Raw genomic sequence first — 18,570 nt, forward strand, 5'->3', positions numbered from 1 at the left:
AAAAGTTGAATAAAACAATTAAAGGTGTTACAATGAATTCACAATAGTTCGACAATTTACTTTAAGGGGGAAACAAAAGTGAAGAACTTATTTTTGACAATGTTTTTGTCGGTCATGGTTATCAGTCTTGTTGCGTGTGGAGGAGCAGAAGAGGAAGAGAATTTAAGTGCGGCAAATAATGAAAGCGCTTCAAATGTGGAACTTGATTATTGGGTACCTTTCAGCGGTGGTGACGGTGAGTTCATGGAGAGCATGGTTCAACAGTTTAACGACGAACACGAAAATGTGAATGTTAGTATGCTGAACGTTGAGTGGGATGAGTATTATACGAAGCTCCGAACAGCGATGAATTCACAAAGTGGTCCAGACGTAGCGATTTCCCATGCGTCGCGACTAATCGAATTAATTCCTAGTGGCAATGTGGAACCTCTCGATGATTTAGTAGAGGCAGCTGAAGTCGATTGGTCAGAGTTCAGTGAAAATCAAGTCAATGCAACCATTTTTGATGATCAACATTATGCCATTCCTTTAGATGCCCATGCATTGATTATGTATTATAACAAAGAATATCTTGAAGAAGCCGGGCTTCTAAATGAAGACGGGGAGTATGAGCTTGATGGTGGCATGGATCAATTTATTGAAGATTTAAGAACGATCAACGAAAACGTTTCTGATGGTGAATTCCCATTTGTATCAAATACAAACGAAGTTTACCCGTTCTGGATTTGGTATACATTGAATAGTCAGCTAGGTGGTACGTATATCGAAGACGATCAAGCCGTGATGAATAGTCAAGAAGGTTTGGAAGCGCTAACAGCGATGGAAGACATGGTCAACGAGGAGTTATGGCCTAAAAATGTGAATAACGCTTATGATTTGTTCCGTTCAGGAAGAGCCGCATTTAACTTTGCAGGTGTATGGGCGACAGGGAATTACGAGCAAGAAGAAGGACTGGAGTTTGGAGCTAGTCCCATTCCTCAGCTGTTTGATGACGCAAAGACTTGGGGCGACTCTCATACGTTGATTCTCCCGTCGCAAGACGATGAAGAACAGAAACAAGCAGCGTTGATGTTCGCAGACTGGTTGGCAGATCATGGAGCATACTGGGCTCAGGCAGGACACGTTCCATCGAAACCGTCCATCTTGGAATCTGAAGAATATCTAGAACTAGAGTACCGACCTGGTTACGCAGAAGTTTTGGCCGATGTGGAATATATGCCAAACCATCCATCCTTAGGAGCGGTCAATGATGTGATGATTCAGCAGTTTTCTCAAGTGCTCAATAGTGATATGACTCCTGAAGAAGGATTGGAAGCAGCGGAAACAAACGCTCAAAACGCGATTGACCAAAATTAATTAAATGAGGGGAAGCAAAACTACTTGCTCCCCTCATCTTTATTAGTAGGAGGTGCCTAAACGTTGTCTAAATTAGCAGAGGTTGAAGCGAAGGAAAAAGTGCCAATGTCCAAAGTGAAAAAGCGAGAGATGTGGAAATCAAACTTGACTGCTTGGCTGTTTCTCTTTCCATTTGTGTCTTTATATCTTTTATTTATGGTTTATCCGATCATTGAAGGGTTTATTATTAGCTTGACCCGTGGCGGATTCGGAATGGATAGAGAATTTATCGGATTAAGTAATTACACGACCATGCTATCGGATGCTTTCTTCTGGGAAGCTCTGTGGAATACGATCATTTTCGTGCTGATTTCTACCCCGTCCATTGTTGTATTAGGTCTTTTAATGGCCTTGCTAGTCAACCAAGGTTTGAAGGGGACGACCTTTATACGGGCGGCTTTCTTCGTTCCATACATGCTTTCCATCTCTGTCATGACAAGCATTTTCGTCTTTATTTTCCAACCGTATACAGGGCTATTAAATGAAATTTTACGATCGGTGGGATTGATCGACGGAGAAATTTTTTGGTTAGGAGAAACGGGGCTTGCCTGGTTATCCATTTTAGTAGCGACACTTTGGTGGACCGTTGGTTTTAACATGGTGTTATTCTTGGCTGGTCTTCAAGATATTTCTGAAGAATGGTATGAAGCAGCTGATATGGATGGGGCCAACGCTTGGCAAAAATTTTGGCATATTACCCTCCCCTCCTTACGCGGTGTGTTAACTTTAGTCGTGATTTTGCAATCAGTCGCATCATTTAAATTATTTGGTCAACCGTGGCTGATGACAGGCGGGGGTCCAGGTACGTCAACACGGCCACTCGTGCAGTATATTTACGAACTGGGCTTCAGAAATTGGAACCCTGGCTATGCGTCGGCTGTATCCTACGTCCTGTTTTTAGTCATGATGATCTTTGCATTTATCCAATATAAACTACTCATCAAGAAGGAAGATTAAGGGGGGAGTCTGAATGAAAAATAGATTCAGTGCAGGCCGTTTAACTGTTTACATCGTCGCTTACGGGCTGGTAGCTTTCATGCTGATCCCAATCATATGGATGTTTTGGGTTTCATTTAAGCCGATTAATTCCGTCGTCACTGTGATTAGTGAGTTACTTACTCCACCTTATGGAGTGGAAAGTTATATAAGGGTGCAGGAATCTTCGATGATCTGGAGATGGACGCTGAACAGTGTCATTGTCGGGATCGTTCAAACAGCCAGTACACTTTTGTTAAGTTCTCTTGCGGCATTTGCCATTTCTCGTATCGCTTTTAAGGGGAAAACGTTCATCTTTTTACTTATATTAGCCGGATTGATGGTACCGGTCGAAGCAACCATCGTTCCGTTATATGAACTGATTGTCAGGTTTGGCTGGGTAAACAGTTACCCTGCGCTCATTCTTCCAGGTATTGCGTTACCTTTAGGCGTATTAATATTAAAGCAATTCTATGACGCGATTCCAAATGATCTTATGGAAGCGGCTAAAATCGATGGCGCCAATCTTTTGAGAATTTGGTGGAGTATCTTTTTACCTCTTTCTAGAACTTCGATGGCGGCACTCGCAATCTTTGTGTTTGTTCAATCTTGGAACAACTTCCTTTGGCCGTTACTCGTCGCCAATGACCAAAGTATGATGACGTTACCGGTTGCCATTCCAACTTTTCAAAGCAGCTTTACAGTTGATTTGACCGTGCCGATGGCAGCCAATGTGCTAGCCAGTATTCCAGCTTTAATCTTCTTTCTAATTTTCCAAAAACAAATCATTAAAGGGATTGCCATGACAGGCATCAAGTAATGACGGAGGGGACACTTATGAGAAAAACAATTGACCTTAATGGGACATGGGCATTCAAAATGGATCCGACGAAGTCTGGGGAAATGGACTCCTGGCATCAAGGACTTCCACCCGGATTAGAAGTAAACGTGCCGCATATTTGGCAGCGTGAAGGTGGAGAACTTGTTCATTACACAGGCGCAGCTTGGTACGAAAAAGTGATTTCGATAGATAAACCAGATCCTGATAAAAAGCTATTTATTCATTTTGGAGCAGTCGATTACGAAGCGATCATCTGGATAAATGGACGCTATGTAGGTCGACACGAAGGCGGATTCACTCCTTTTTCCTTTGATATTACGGATAAGCTGAATCAAACAGGGGAGCAACGGGTGGTCTTAAGAGTATTCGACCCTCAAGATAATGCAGAAATTCCTATCGGTAAACAAGGAAGTTGGTACACGAGAGTTAGCGGTATTTGGCAAGATGTTTGGCTAGAGGAGAAACCAGAGCTATTTATTGAAAACATTCATGTCACGCCGAGTATCGATAAGGAAGAAGCGGAAGTAACAGTCACGTTGTCAAACATTCCATCAGAGCCAATGTTGGTTGACATCACGTGTGCAACATACCCGGATAATGTACCGATGGGTTCTTCTATTCAAGTAACTTTATCCAATAAACAAACCACGTGTGTTTTCCCAATGAAAGGGGCGGACTTGTGGTCCCCTGACCATCCTGCGCTCTATCAACTGGTAGCGAAGATCCGAGGAGGAGATATGAACTCCGCGGTGTTCGGTATGCGCCAAGTATCGTTTCAAGACGGGACGCTTTATTTGAATCACCAGCCACTGTACATCCGCGGGGCACTTGATCAGGCCTACTATCCGGATACGATCTATTCGGCCCCGTCTGATGAGTATATTATTAATGAAATCAATGAAGCAAAAAACATGGGCCTAAACATGCTTAGAAAACACATCAAAATTGAAATTCCTAGATATCTGTATTGGGCAGATCGGATGGGCATGTTGATTTGGGCTGAACCACCGAACTATATTAAATGGACGAAGCAAGCGACGAAAAGATTCGAGCAAGATTTGGAAGCGATGATCGAAAGAGATTACAATCATCCTTCGATTATTATTTGGTCTTTATATAACGAAGAGTGGGGCCTGGAATGGACGCTCTCAAAGGACAATGAGAAACAAACGCACGTCTATGATTTGTATGAAAGGACAAAACGAATCGATTCCTCTCGCTTAATTTGTGATAATTCTGGCTGGATCCATGTGAAAACAGATGTGAATGACTATCATCGATATTTCACATTACCTGAGCAAAAAAACGAATGGGAGCACGATCTCGATTCGTTTATTATCGGCCACAATGAAGCAAACTTCGTCACCGGGTATCAATCAAGAAACGAGCCGGTCATCGTGTCGGAATTCGGGATGTGGGGACTCCCTAGCGTCAAAAGAATGAAAGAACATTATGGCGGAGAACCGTGGTGGTTTTTGAACCAAGGGGATGAAACCCATAGCGAAGATTATAAATCTCCGAAAACAGCCGATAGCCATTTTGATAAATTTGGATTGAACAAGATTTTCAAAGATTTCGAGGATCTCGCTGAAACCTCGAGAAAAAGAATGTTCCGAGGGGTCAAATCATTAATTCAAGAAATGAGAAAACGTGAAGGGTTAACGGGGTATGTTGTCACGGAATTTACAGATGTAGAGTGGGAAACCAACGGCTGGTTAGACTATTTGCGCCAACCGAAATTTCTAGCCGAAGAGATGCAATCCTTTAACGGGGAAGTAGCTGTGATCGCTGACATATCTAAAAGAAATGCATGGTCAGGAGAGAACATTACAGTCGACCTCATCCTTTCTAATCACAGTAATCGACCTTTGAAGGGAGACGTAACGTGGGAAATTCCCGGCACTTCTCTCCAAGGGACTCTTCCAGTAGATGTGAATGGCGATCCGGTGATTCGAATAGAGCAACCGATTCAATTTACCGTTCCGCATATGGATCGTCCTGAATTAAAAGAGATTCATATTCAGTTCTCAGAAAGTGACGGGACTAAATGGGGTGTGTATGAGGAGTTGATGTTCGCCCCGGCGGTTAGCCAGTTCAACTATCGATTCTGGCCAGTATCTTTATCTATAGAAATTGTTGATGCACTTGAACGACGTGGGGCCACAGCTGTTGAATCGATCGATGAAGCGGACATCGTGTTTACGTCAGAGTGGTCAGCAGAAGTGGAACAAGGGGCTAGGGATGGGAAGACCGTTTTGTTTTTTGCAGAAGCGGGCGACGACATCGACGAAAAAGGATTTTTCTCTTTCAAGGAGCTTCCTCCAGCGGAAAGCTGGCAACGAACCTCCTCGATGCAATCAGTAGACACAACCTTTTTTGGCGATCTACCACTAAGAAAAGAAATGGGCTGGGAAATGGAAGGCATTTATCCTGATTACGTTGTGCCATTTTCCAACTACAGTAAGGCAGGCGGCCGAACCGTTTACATGTTCGGGAATAGTCAATACGCCGAAAATAGCGATCTCCTCGGAATTTATTTCGAAGGATGGCTCGGTCAAATGGGCGGCACCTTCATCCGCCAAAAAGTAGGCACCGGTACAGTCTATGTAACAACGTGGAAACTCTTACAAACGTTGAAAACCAATCCGTTAACCGAGCATCTCATCCAACAGATCGTTCGCGGGTGACCGGAGGGACGGTTCTCGTGGTTGCAGTTACCGAGGGGACGGTTCTCGTGGTTAAGAATGGCTAGGGGAAAGGATTAATCGGAATTTTGGGCAAGATAAAAACGACCTAAACGTGATTAATTATCACGTTTAGGTCGTTTTTTTGTGACAAAATTTCAGACTGATCCTTTTAAGAACCGCCCCCCCGGTTAATCCCCTAAACCTTACGCTTCCCGCGCAAAATAAACTGGTCTGGATCGTAATCATCTAAAGATGACTCTTGAGAGGCTTGTGTAAATTCTTCATTTCGATAGTAGTTGGGAAGATTTTGTTTCCCTGAAGATGAATATCTGATATGGACTTCTTCTAAAAACGCGTCCGTTTCTTCTTCCAAAGATGTCTTCTTCATGCTCGATAGCCACATTTCCAGTTTGTACGTCCCTCTTTCAATGATATTACTCAAATCTTCTAACGATTGGATTAAGTGATTCATGCAGTCCAAACCGTTTTTTAACATGACCATTCCTTTTTCCTTAGCTTTTTGCAGCGAGTGTTCTAACCTGTAAGAGTTGTCCAGGTAGCCAAATTCAATAAAGCAACTGGTGCGGTCCCAATTGTAAATATAATCCTTGATCTTCAACCGTTTCATGACCTTCATCAGCTTTCTTTCGCAAGAATATTGCTCTTTATGAGGAACCCACTTAAACATCCCACTCACTCCCTTTTTTGATAGTAGCGATTTTCCTTCGCTTATTTTCCTATTGCTATATCATTTCTACAAAAGAAACAAACTCCCTTTTTAAATCGTTTTACATATGTCGACTTTTTCTACGTTTTACGTGAGAGGGAACCGTTAAAGTAAATCAAATTTGCGCTATTCATAACGGTTTAGTCGATGAACAAGGTTCATAGAGACGTCTAATTTTGTAGTGAATTGTTGAAAGAAATTTATTAGAGGAGACTGATCTCAGTGCGGTGGAGTGTTAAAAGTAGGGTGTATGGGAAAGGAACTCCTTCCATCTAAGTACGGATCAGTATGCAAGCGGAGTAAGAAGGTCATAATAGTGCCAAATATTACATAGGTGATGATCAGATGGAAAAGAGATACGGTCTATTGTTTGGTTTATTTGCAGTTATTATAAGTGGTGCTTTTTCTGTGTATGCTTTGTTTGAGGATCATCGTGCAAATGACACTGTAGAGGAAATTGTCCAAGGCGAGGGCCTACTTGATTTAAAAGAGGTTACCGAGGTGACAGAGGAAAATAATCATATTTTTAGGCAGGAGCTTGAAGGGATGATGCCAGTTGGAGATGCGGATGGAGAATGGGGCGTCGTCTCTGCGAAAGGAGAAAAATACAGTGACCGGCGATCGGCCAGTGAAACAGAAATCTTAGAACAGTATGAAGAATCCATTCTGCAGCTGAAAAAAGATGCAGATGATCAATTAGATGAACTAGTGAGCCAAGCCTATAAAGACTACCAACAGAAAAGGGACAACGGAGAAACGATATCGATCATCTATTTTTACTCAACATATTATCAAGAAGCTAAGGAGTTAGAGGAACAAGTAGATCAAGCATTTGGTCAACTCTATCAGTCTTTAACGACCGAATTACGCAGTCATGGGTATAGTCATGATCATGCCATCGTTGTAAAGGAGCAGTTCGATGAAGATAAAAGCAAAAGAAAAAATGCTTTGATAGAAAAAGCCTTAGGCAGTTTTTAAGTATGATATTTATGGAAAGTCCAATCGTTTCCATAAAAATATGAGGAAGACAGAAAAGAGAATTCAGGCGAAGTCTGAAGTCTCTTTAGTGGATCGATCTAGATCCTACCACATTTTTTTGAATCGACTTTTCTTCGTCTTCCGATAGAACTTCTTGCTTTCTTGATCCCTATAAAGCTTTACCCCAATAAATTCCATTGGAGTCCAGATTCGTTTAAGATTCATGTAAGGCATATGTAATAGACCTCCCCCCAATGGACTAAAAAATTTACATATATAATTGTACCATAGGTATTTTATTGATAAAATGCTAAATTTTACTGAAATTTCGTCATTATTCGACGAGAAGGATCTTGCAAAAGCTGTAGAGGTTAAGAAGAAAATAAAGAAAAAGAATTCAGACAGAGTTCTGAATTCTCGTTAGTGGAACGATCTAGTTCCTACCGAATTTTTTGAATCGACCATCCTTCGTCTTTCGATAAAGCTTCTTACTTTCTTGCTCTCTGTAAAATTTCACACCAAAAAACTCCAGTGGTGTCCACATTCGTTTGAAATTCAAGTAAGGCATAATTAATAGACCCCCCTCTAAAGGACTAAAAATATAGTTATCTTGATTATATAATAGGTAATTTATCGAAATTTGCTAATCGTACGAGAAGTTTCGACAAACCGCGGGGACGGTTCTTGTGGTAAATAAATTAAACTCATTGGTGTGGACAATCTCTGACTTAAACTAAAAAGGATAGGGGTTTACATATGATGAAATTTAACCGAAAAGACGATCGTTGACCGAAAGAACCGTCCCCCTTGGTTAACCCTTGGTCAAAAAAAATCTCAACGAAGGCCGGTATAAGGTTTCGGCTTCATTGAGATGGATGTAGCTGGCTATATAAGAATGATCAAAGCATTCATTTATTTATATGATGGCTGAAATAGGTTTCTGGTTCTACCAGGTGTGTGATCCACTGCTACGTTTGTGTTCCGAAGCAACTCGTTGATCGCCTGGTGAAGTGTCTGGTGGGTTGAATACTTGGATAAATATGTGTATCTGCTATGAATGGACGGGACGATTTTCGGATGAATGCCTGAAAGAAATACTTCGACGCCAAGTAACTTTAACGTACTTAACAGCTGTTCAATAATATAGGCGAGCTGTTCGTCAATGGCATGCAACGAAGACAAGTCAATGGCTAGGTATTGAATGTTTAAATCACGGCATTGTTCTAATGTATGATCAATGATAATATCTTTTTGGTCTTCTGTATTAATGGATTGAAGCGGTAAGATTCCCACTTCTTTTGTCATTGGGATGATGTTGACGGTCATCTCCTTGATCGTTGCTTCTCGTTCTTCTTGTTTTTTCACGTCATCGGTGACGTCTTCAATCTGAGTCATGACAAATTCAATTTCATTTTGCTCATCATAATGAATTTTTGTCTGAACTCTTAACACCATTTTCCGGCCTCTCCATTCCATATGCACTTTCCTGAAATTCATGTTTTCTTTTGCTTTCATCGCTTGAGAAGTCACACGACTCTCATCAGAAGTGTCAGGAAAAATTTCATGGAGATGTTTCCCCTTTAATTCTTCAAAGGTCATATCGAATAATGTTAAGTAAGATTGGTTCGCATATAAAATGTGTAAATTTTTGTTCGTAATAATAATACTCTCTTCAAATAAATCCATCATTTCTTTAAACATATGAAACTCCTCTATAAAAAGTCATCTCCTCTTATAATACCCAATTACTAGACTGATTGAAACAAAAAAATGGAAACAAGTGGACCGAGGGGACGGTTCTTCTGGTTCGACCGAAAGAACCGTCCCCTTGGCAACCCCCTCTTTAAAATAATTCCTCCCATCAAATGTAAAGTTTCGCCTAGCGAAATGGGACGTCTCTTTTAAGATCGATTAAAGCAAACTCAGTCCGCAAAAAAACAAATAAAATACCGCTCATGATTGACTGTTATCTATTAAAAGAACTAATAAATAAGAGCTCCATTCATGTGCGGTTTCATTACAAAATGTTAGGCGTATTGATTAAAATAAGAATGGGACAGAATCAAGAACTCGATTGATCATGGAATCAATAGCGACCATGAAAACAACAACGGAAATGATAGTGAATCCAATCATCGTTGTAAGGACCCCGTAAAAGGGATCGAGCCCTGTCGATAACGTATTATCATAAGAGAAGATGACTCCGTAAATGGAAATAGGTACGATGATAAATACTGGGATCATGAACAACATCGATAATAACGTCATCGACATCAAACTAAACAAAAATGAAACGCCTAAGAGGGCAATCGGTAATGAAAGAAGGCTTCCGAGACGATTCACTAAAACCTTATAACTTGCGTTCACCTGCATTAATTTGAGAGAAATGAGGATCACGCCTGCCATTGTTAAAAGGGCAAGGAACATCACGATCGTTGGTGAAACCACGATTGAACCAAAGGGTACACTTCCGGTAATCGCAATACGTCGAGCTTCAATGTACGAGATTAATGGAAATAACAAAGAAAATAGAAAGAAAGCGATAAGACCATTTGTCATCGTGGCTTCCTGAATGGTTTTGGCGTGTTTAAACGGTGCTTTTAACGATGCTACAAAAAACCCACCGAACATTTTACCGACTACTTTTCCTTGTTTCACGTAGTGATTTTCTGATAAAGGTTGGGTACTTACTGTAGCAGCTGTTTCACTAGCTGCCTGGACTTGTGGTTCGTTTTGAGGCGCAGCTGAACTTAGAGAATAGCCACATCCCCCACAAAATTTAGCTTCACTTGTATTTTCTTTTCCGCAACTTGGACAATGCATCATAAATAGCCTCCTAATAAATTAAATTTCTTCTTTGTTTAGTATTTCGCTTTCAAGAAGGTCGATGATCTTGAAACCTTCATTCGTTAGTTTTACTTCGAAAGTGTACTCTTTTTCTTTAGAGAATTTCGTGTCGTTTTCATTGAGATTAAAAGTTTCTTGAATGGAAACGTCATAGACGAGATCGTCATCAGAAGAATAGTCAATCAAACTAACATCTAAATAGGACCTTTGGGTATCTTCTTCTATGAATTCATGAATTTGATTACGAACCTTTTCCTCATAAGAAGAGGAATCTTCGTCAATGTAAGTTAAAACTTCATACGTGTCTTCACTTCTCGTTGCTTTGCTATATTCATCTAAGAAGTTATGAAATAACGAATGCAACTCTTCGTCGATATCCTCACGGTAAGCGGCTAAAGTATCCTCTTCCATCATTTCCGAAACCATTTCATCATCACTAATCGTTAATTTTGAATAAGATTCACCTTCAGTAGACAGATTGCTCAGACTGAAATATTCCTCTAGTCCCCAAGTGCCTTCTTCTTCTGAAAAAATCAGCGTGTAACTTTTATAATCAGTTTCTTCTTGAATGGTGGTCGAATTACTAAACCATGTGGAAACTTCTCGTTGCCATTGTTCTTCTGAATCGATGAACAAACGCCAAGTGTCATGGTGGTTTAACAGGTAATGACCGTCGGTATATAACTTTATAGACTCTAAAACCTCTACATCAGAGTTCCCCGTTTTTAACAGCTCATAGCTATCTGTTAACTCACTGGAAAGATCTTCGATAGCTTCCTCAAGAATGGATGAAGGGAAAGAGAAGTCCAAGGAATACTCGTAATAATCACCTTCAAGAGGAACAGCTTCCGTAGATAAAGAGCCGAATGGTGTCTCTTTTTCAAGATGAACATGTAGAGATCCATCTAGTACGACAGGGCCAAAAAGTTCACCATCTGGAGAAGTTATGACATCGGTTTCGCTATCATTGACAAATAATGTTGCACCTTCCACATTTGAATCTATGTATACTTCATGAAGATTAAATGTGACATCAATGGGACTGTCTTGGTAAAAATGATAGACAGATGTTTCCGTATCCAACTCCACAAACTCTGTTTCTAATAATCCTGAAATATCATATGTGCCAGGTGGAAACTTCCCTAAAGAATAATAGCCTTCCTGCGTAGCGCGTTTCTCGACCTCATCACCATTTACTAAAAATTCCGTGTCCTGGTGGTTCGTATAAACAAGGAGGGGAAAGGTATCTAGTGTAAATTCGTACTTATCGTAAACAAACAGGGATTTCCCTGTTTGTTGGAAAGAGAGTGATTCCAACCCGGAATACCCAGATCCATATTCAGCGGATGCAGCATTATCATGTGAATTCAGACGGAAGATCTGCTCGTCAATATAATTTTCAAATGTGCCAAGGGTGGAGGTGTCTGTATGAAAGTACTTAATGAGTTCATTCGCATGGTCTTTGGTCAATTCTCCATCCCAGTTCTCTACTGTTAAATAGTCTAAGACAGCTTCGGTATCTTGCTCTATCACAGCATCCTGGAAACCAGAGGCCACTTTCTCACCATCAGTTAGAGATTCACCAACTTTAAAAAGGCCAAATCCTAAAATGAATACGCTAGCAACTCCTGCGGCTATTTTCTTTTGCTTCTTCGTAAAGGTAACTTGCGAAGGAGGCGCACTTGGTGGTGTCGGACGCTCAGAAGCTGATAATTCACTGGATAAATCCTGGTTATTTTTTGAAGGGGAACTTTCGTGTTTCGTCCCACATGCTTGGCAGAAGGAAGAATGCGGATCTAATTTCTCTCCACAACTGGTACAAAAAACCATTAAAATCTCTCCTTTGGTTTATTTAGTTAAAATATTAAGTCTTTAGGCCTTTATTATTATTCTATATCTTCACTATCATTACAATAGTATCATGACTAAAGATTCATCTATGGTGTGTCGAAATTTGTAATTCCATACACTTACAAATAACTTGCGAAAGACTGTTATAACTGAGCCTTTTAGCATGCGTCATGATAAAGATGAAGTTGAAAATTTTGTCGAAAGATGTTTACGTTTTATTTCGTATCGTGAGAAAAAACGAATGATTGTTAGAAAAACATCATAAAAATTGATAAAAATGGTAGAGTAGAGGCAATGCTTTTTTAGGAGAAGAAATCATATCCATTTGTGCTAAGAGGAGATGCAAGTCGGTATGAGAATTGTTAAATTAAAAGGAGTGATTCAAGATTAAACATATATTGTTCATCTTTTTGACGATGATCCTAGTCGCTGGGTGCGCGGGAGAGACGGAAGAAGTAGTAGTAGAAACGGAGGAGGAAGAGCAAGAAGTGGAAGATCATAACGAAGAAACGGAACAAGACATTATCGTAGAGAACTTCAGTAATGAAGGTGCGGATCAACTAACGGAAACATTTGAAGCGGGAGAGTTAAGAGAGAAGAGTATTCACTTAGAGGAACGCTTTTTTCAAAACGGCAATAGTGGAGATTTAGAAGCAGATTTCCCGTATGAATTCTTGGAAGGGACAGGCGAGGTCAACGTGTTAATCTCAACTCCCCACACAACGACGCACATTCGGGAACAGGAAGTGAGACCGGCGGAGATTTATACGGGGGCCATGGCTCTATTGATCCAAGAATATACAGGTGCTCATATTATCTATAATACATATGAAGGGGAAGACGCTAATCACGTCTTAGGCGGACCTTATAAAGAAAAAATCGGTGACATCATTGATCAGCACGAAATTGAATTAGTGATCGATTTACATGGAGCCTCTAGAAACCGTTCATTCGATGTAGATATCGGTACGAACTACGGGGAGACGGTCAGGGATGAATGGGTGGCAGAATTGACGGCGATTCTTACTCATCACGAGATCCTTCGTGTTTACGAGAATGATAGTTTCCCAGCCACTCATGAAGGAACGGTGACCCAGCACACGTGGAGCCATTATGACACAGAAGCCATGCAACTGGAAATCAACATGGATTACCGCCAAGCAAGGCATAACAACGAACCTTTTTACCGGCTCCTTCAATCATTGATTACGTTCGTTGAGAATGTAGATTAACATTGCGCATTTCAATGAAAGAGAAAAATAACCTAACGAGCTCCAATTTCATCTAAATAACGAGGAAGATTTCAGCTCCCATTTTGCTAATGAACTGAATCAACGGCCGCCATGGTCTTGATTGGCTCATTCATGCGCTAGAAAGGAGCGAGATCTTCCTCTTTTTTTAACGCTGAAGTGAGCTGATTTCCATTCGCAAAGTTTCAAAAATAGATCATGTAAGAACACTTGAAACGTGATACGATGGAGCGAGACTTGAAACATACGCTAGAAGAAAAGGAAATAAATGATATGAAAGTTTCAAAAATTTTCTCATGGACGAGTGTTCTTCTGTGGATGGGTCTGATCTTCTACTTGTCCCACCAACCGGCAACAGAGTCCAATGAGTTGAGTACAGGCATTACGCAAATGATTTTGCAGGCAGTGGAAACGCTCGTTCCGTTTGCAACGATAGATATAAACAGTTTTAACTTTTTCATCAGAAAGAGTGCCCATTTTGTAGCTTATCTCGTCCTCGGCGTATTGACGATTCATGCGTTACGACAAAGCGGTGTGTATGGTGCCAAAAGTGTGGTGACAACCTTCGTGATCTGTGTCGCCTATGCAATCTCAGATGAAGTCCATCAATTATTTATCCCAGGTAGAAGTGGTGAAGTGAGGGATGTTGTTATTGATAGCGCCGGCGCCGGTACAGGGATAGGTCTGTATTTTTTTGTCCGCGCCTTGTTCACTTGTCTGAAAAAAAGAAAGAGTCCGTTGGCATCAGTTCGAAAATAGTTTTCCAGCTATAGAAAGGACGTTCCATTTTGACCGAAACATTACTGATTAATTTTTTATTTTTACTTTTTCCCGTCGTCACTTATCTAATATTTTTTGAGAATAAATTCGTTTTCACCAAGCATAAGACGTATGTGGTTCTCCTCTCAGCCATTTCCATGGTTCTTTGTATGACGTTCCCGATTCAATTGGATATTGGCTCGATTTTTGATCTGCGGTATGTTCCATTTACGGTTGCGTCCTTGTTTGGCGGATATATCGTCGCCTTGCCTCTCTATGTGGTGTTGAACATCTACCGGTTTTTTCTCGGAGGAGAAGGAGTTCTTTTCTCGTTTTATTTCTCAACGGTGATTTTTCTACTCGTCCCTCTTTTAAGTAAAACATTCATTCAGCAAAAATCTCGAAAGCGTATTGTCATCGCGGGGATTGTCTCGTTTATAACGATGGTTTTATATCTTGCTACGATCGCTCCTTTTTATCCTCCTACGGAAAGAGAGTTTTGGCTCATCGCAGGGAATGTACTAACCATCCACGTGGTCAGCAGCGTCATTATCATGATAGTGATTGAGAAAATCATCGACAATGTGACCACTCGAGAAAGACTGTTCCTATCAGAAAGACTTCACGTCATGAGTGAATTGTCAGCGAGCGTGTCTCATGAAATACGAAATCCATTAACGGTAACGAATGGGTTTTTGCAGCTTTTAAATCGATCGACGAACATAGATGAGAAGGAAAAAGGCTATATTGATCTCTCTTTACAAGAATTAAATCGGGCCGAACGGATTGTGTCGGACTTTCTATCCCTTGCCAAGCCGCAAGCGGAAAACATGGTCTCTTCCGATTTGAAAACTGAAGTAGAATACGTAAATAACATCATGGTTGCTTATTCAAACTTACACCAAGTCAGTTTGGATTTTCACTTTTCCAATACGTTAACTAAAAAGTTTGATCAAAACCAAATCCAGCAGTGCTTGATTAACTTATACAAAAACGGCATCGAAGCCATGAAAGAACACGGCGGTACGTTAACTGTGGGTATTTCAGATGACGGAAAGCACATTGTCATCACGATCAAAGACACTGGCGTCGGAATGTCTAAAGAAGAAGTGTTAAGAATGGGGAATCCTTACTACTCTACCAAAGAAGCGGGGACAGGCCTCGGCATGCTTATGGTGTTTAGTACGATAGATAAAATGGGCGGCAAGATTGATGTAGACAGTGAAAAAGGTGTGGGCACGACCTTTCGTATTACGTTGTAATGACTGAACTAACGTGTAAACACGTGGATATCTCTTACGATTAGATTGACAAAAGCAGCCACACCTTTAAACTAGGGCGGCTGCTTTTGTCTTTTATGAAAGAACTGTCTCTTTAAAAACCACCAGTAGTTTTAAGTTTTTTGTATAAAAATGGAGTTATCTACAAATTTCGACAACATTTTTATTTTTCTCGTGATAAAGTACTAGGCATATCTACGAATTTACTATAAAAAGGGGGATTAGTAGAGTGAGAATTGATCAATTGACACAATTAATGGAAGACATCAAAGGACGAGGCACTGAGCAGGCTTCCGAGGAAACTGGTGAAATGATGTCGTATATCGAAACGCGTTTAAGAGAAGTCATGATGATGAAAGACGGAGAAGAATAGAATTAGGATCTTTTACTCAGTCAAAGAACTGAGATTTTTTTTGCTTAAAAAAGAGCACTAACCTATTAAATCAACCTTGAGACCAGTTTCACCCATCCAAAGATCGAAACCCACAACGGAATACTAAATAAAATACCCCAAGCTAACCCAACGACAAAGTCATGTTCTCTCATGCAAATTCCCTCCTAAACTTCACATCATTCTGCACTAAGTAAATACAGTATCGTCGTGGTGACCGGAAAATAACCTCTACTATTCATTTTTATGCAAAATAAACGATTTTGATCTATTCATGAGGCTTGAATATAAAGCATGTAATTTAAGAGGCTGCCTAAAGCGGGCAGCCTCTATTTGGCGAGAGTTCGAATTTTACCTTGTGATTACTCGAAGTTACTCATGTTTTCGTTCAGATCCGTAGGGGCATGCTACGTAGCACGACAAAAAATCATCAGGATGAACCTAAAAATGAACAGGACCTATAGGATGATGCAAGTTAATATGTGCATATTAAAAAGATCCGCCAGGGAAGTATGAACTTCATCTGACGGATCATCTTATGTCGCAAAAAGTATAGTTGCTCTCCTTCCAAACTATATGTTTATACAGCAGAACGTTCAGATTAGAGAAAGAAATTTTTTAATTATGGTTGGCTAACTTAATAACTACGACTTAAACATTGAAATTAATAGGCATTTCCATTGTCGTCAATGTAAATCGATTTAATGACAGTCCGCTGAAATTTATCACCTTCAGGAGTGACACCTTCAATATCAATTGTCGCGTTATACGCTCCTTCCCCTCGGTCTGGAATGGTTACTTGATTATTCTCATTTTGTCTTTGGCTTTGCTTGTAGTCGCGGATCTTATGGCCGATTTTCTTATTTGCTTTTCCTTTTTCTGGGACAAAGTTTATTTCGTAGAACATCTCGAAGGGTACTTGCCCCCTGTTGTTTCCAGGTGTAAATTCCGTTTCGAATTTCCAGTTTTTCTTATTGCGATCTTCAACAAGTTTCAATTGCTTATTTAACTTTGAATCGAATTTCACAAAGAAAGCGTAGGCTGAATTTTCATTAGTATGGGTCCGGATAGTCCAATCGCCTTTTTTAGGGTTTTCAATTTCAAGATAGTGATGCCAAGCTCCCTCAAAGTAACCTGTCTCATCTTGCTTACTTTCAACATCATAAACCTTTTTCTCGTTACTTCCAGGTGCGATGAGTTCAACAGTATCAAGCTCAGTGGCACTCATCCAGTTGATCGTAAGCTTCTTCACATCCTTTTCCACAGCGAATATTTCTTCAGCTATGCCTGATTGTTTGCCCCCTCGAACGATATAATCTAAATAATCTCCATCTGACTGACTAATCAAGCGATCATAGGCGATTTCTTCCATAGGTTTTGATGTCGTTAAATAGTTTTTGAACACGGGCAGAGCGTTCGATCCTTGGTGGACTTGTCCATGATTCCAGTTTCCAATCGCAAGCATGTTGCCATAAGGAAGATAAGCACTTTCTACAGACACCACGCCGTCACTTGGACCAGGAATGAAGCCCCCGCCAAACCAATAGTTGCTGAACAAAGGGCCGCTTCGATTCCCGGCAATCGTGTAGTAGCGATTTTGCTGAGTTTCCCAACGGCTGTCTGTAATCGATCTGAAATGGTTCATCACGCCGGTTTGTAAGCTTGCAGTTCCTTCACTGTTTTGACCTATTAATGCCGCTAACCACCCCAGCGAAGAACTGTTGGCTAAATCAGCCAATTCACTGCCCTTATGAGGGGAACCGATTGTGATCACATCTGATACTAAATGGTGTTTTCCTTCATGAATCAAAGCCACTTGCGCATCGACGCCACCCTTGCTGTAGCCTACAACGACAAGCTTTTTTCCGTCGAAATACTCAGATATCTCTTCTAATTGATGGGCAAGCAATTCTCCATTATCCCAGTAGCTTTTCGGGGTACCACCAGAATCGTACAATTCAACAAAAGCTGTTTCATACCCTTCTTGTTGGGCTAAACTGTACATATTATTACCTTGGTACCATGTGCTGGAGTTATTTGTTAATCCTTGGACAAACACGATGACTGGCTTTTCAGCATCCCGTTCATCTGGCAGGATACCAATATGAATCGTTCCTGGCTCAAAGGGGGTTCCAATTGTTTCCTCAAAATTCCCATTAGCGAGACCTATTTCTTGAATGGCGAAAGTAACAAGTAGAGCTAAAGCCAGAGTAAGTAATGAAATTTTCTTTTTCAAATGTTTTCTCTCCTTTTAAGTTCAAATTATAAAAAAACACTATGGTTCCTCCTTTCATTTAATATCTCAAAAGTATTCTATATATATTTCAAAGCATGTCTGTGAAAACCCTTTCAAAATAGCGGGATAGTTTGAAAAATATTACAACAAATTTCACGGGTAATGACTGTCAATCCTCGATATTTGTCGAGTTGAAAAATCAAGGTTGTTTGGCCAACAAAGGGAGACGTTCAGCGGAAAATATTGGCTAACCGTTACTTTTTTGACCGAGAAGCATGTCTGGGTTCGAATGATCCGTCATACCGTGCATTTCAAATTGCCAACCAAGGACGGTTCTTATTTAGCGTATAGAT

The 18,570-nt window shown here is 40.5% G+C and carries 14 protein-coding genes; 9 read left to right on the top strand and 5 right to left on the bottom strand.

Annotation, left to right across the window (positions count from 1 at the left end):
- Positions 1 to 78 precede the first annotated feature (78 nt).
- The 4 genes from CR194_RS13470 (at position 79) to CR194_RS13485 (ending at position 5,898) form a co-directional block, all read left to right on the top strand.
- Positions 79 to 1,356 carry an ABC transporter substrate-binding protein gene (locus CR194_RS13470; protein ID WP_110610213.1) on the top strand — a complete coding sequence of 426 codons (1,278 nt, stop codon included), beginning with the start codon at positions 79 to 81 and terminating at the stop codon, positions 1,354 to 1,356.
- Positions 1,357 to 1,419: 63 nt separating this feature from the next.
- Positions 1,420 to 2,352, top strand: a complete 933-nt coding sequence (locus CR194_RS13475; RefSeq protein ID WP_233254361.1) for a carbohydrate ABC transporter permease — start codon at positions 1,420 to 1,422, stop codon at positions 2,350 to 2,352.
- A 13-nt stretch (positions 2,353 to 2,365) separates the two neighbouring features.
- The gene (locus tag CR194_RS13480; protein WP_110610214.1) at positions 2,366 to 3,190 is read left to right on the top strand and encodes a carbohydrate ABC transporter permease; all 825 of its coding nucleotides are present in this window, start codon (positions 2,366 to 2,368) and stop codon (positions 3,188 to 3,190) included.
- 17 nt (positions 3,191 to 3,207) lie between these two features.
- The gene (locus tag CR194_RS13485; protein WP_158282266.1) at positions 3,208 to 5,898 is read left to right on the top strand and encodes a glycoside hydrolase family 2 protein; all 2,691 of its coding nucleotides are present in this window, start codon (positions 3,208 to 3,210) and stop codon (positions 5,896 to 5,898) included.
- A 196-nt stretch (positions 5,899 to 6,094) separates the two neighbouring features.
- On the opposite strand, the gene CR194_RS13490 is transcribed toward CR194_RS13485, so the two are convergent.
- The gene (locus tag CR194_RS13490) at positions 6,095 to 6,586 is read right to left on the bottom strand and encodes a hypothetical protein (RefSeq protein WP_110610216.1); all 492 of its coding nucleotides are present in this window, start codon (positions 6,584 to 6,586) and stop codon (positions 6,095 to 6,097) included.
- 384 nt (positions 6,587 to 6,970) lie between these two features.
- Between CR194_RS13490 and CR194_RS13495 the strand changes: the two genes are divergently transcribed.
- Positions 6,971 to 7,603, top strand: coding sequence for a hypothetical protein (locus tag CR194_RS13495; RefSeq protein WP_110610217.1), 633 nt, complete (start codon positions 6,971 to 6,973; stop codon positions 7,601 to 7,603).
- Between the two features lie 912 nt (positions 7,604 to 8,515).
- Here CR194_RS13495 and CR194_RS13500 read toward each other — a convergent pair.
- From CR194_RS13500 to CR194_RS13510, 3 genes are all read right to left on the bottom strand, one after another.
- Positions 8,516 to 9,304, bottom strand: a complete 789-nt coding sequence (locus CR194_RS13500) for a PAS domain S-box protein (RefSeq protein WP_110610218.1) — start codon at positions 9,302 to 9,304, stop codon at positions 8,516 to 8,518.
- Between the two features lie 339 nt (positions 9,305 to 9,643).
- Complete coding sequence (locus CR194_RS13505) at positions 9,644 to 10,426, bottom strand: zinc ribbon domain-containing protein (RefSeq protein WP_158282267.1); 783 nt, start codon at positions 10,424 to 10,426, stop codon at positions 9,644 to 9,646.
- 21 nt (positions 10,427 to 10,447) lie between these two features.
- Positions 10,448 to 12,280, bottom strand: coding sequence for a TcaA 3rd/4th domain-containing protein (locus CR194_RS13510; RefSeq protein ID WP_110610220.1), 1,833 nt, complete (start codon positions 12,278 to 12,280; stop codon positions 10,448 to 10,450).
- A 419-nt stretch (positions 12,281 to 12,699) separates the two neighbouring features.
- Between CR194_RS13510 and CR194_RS13515 the strand changes: the two genes are divergently transcribed.
- From CR194_RS13515 to CR194_RS20300, 4 genes are all read left to right on the top strand, one after another.
- On the top strand, positions 12,700 to 13,533 hold the full coding sequence (locus CR194_RS13515; protein WP_233254362.1) for an N-formylglutamate amidohydrolase: 834 nt from the start codon (positions 12,700 to 12,702) through the stop codon (positions 13,531 to 13,533).
- Positions 13,534 to 13,761: 228 nt separating this feature from the next.
- Positions 13,762 to 14,310, top strand: coding sequence for a VanZ family protein (locus tag CR194_RS13520; RefSeq protein ID WP_233254363.1), 549 nt, complete (start codon positions 13,762 to 13,764; stop codon positions 14,308 to 14,310).
- A 29-nt stretch (positions 14,311 to 14,339) separates the two neighbouring features.
- Positions 14,340 to 15,572, top strand: coding sequence for an ATP-binding protein (locus CR194_RS13525; RefSeq protein ID WP_110610223.1), 1,233 nt, complete (start codon positions 14,340 to 14,342; stop codon positions 15,570 to 15,572).
- Positions 15,573 to 15,819: 247 nt separating this feature from the next.
- Positions 15,820 to 15,963 carry a hypothetical protein gene (locus CR194_RS20300; RefSeq protein WP_158282268.1) on the top strand — a complete coding sequence of 48 codons (144 nt, stop codon included), beginning with the start codon at positions 15,820 to 15,822 and terminating at the stop codon, positions 15,961 to 15,963.
- A 682-nt stretch (positions 15,964 to 16,645) separates the two neighbouring features.
- Here CR194_RS20300 and CR194_RS13530 read toward each other — a convergent pair.
- On the bottom strand, positions 16,646 to 18,217 hold the full coding sequence (locus CR194_RS13530) for an esterase/lipase family protein (protein ID WP_110610224.1): 1,572 nt from the start codon (positions 18,215 to 18,217) through the stop codon (positions 16,646 to 16,648).
- Positions 18,218 to 18,570 lie beyond the last annotated feature (353 nt).

It is taken from the genome of Salipaludibacillus keqinensis, from assembly GCF_003226325.1.
GTDB classification, from domain to species: Bacteria; Bacillota; Bacilli; order Bacillales; family Salisediminibacteriaceae; genus Salipaludibacillus; species Salipaludibacillus keqinensis.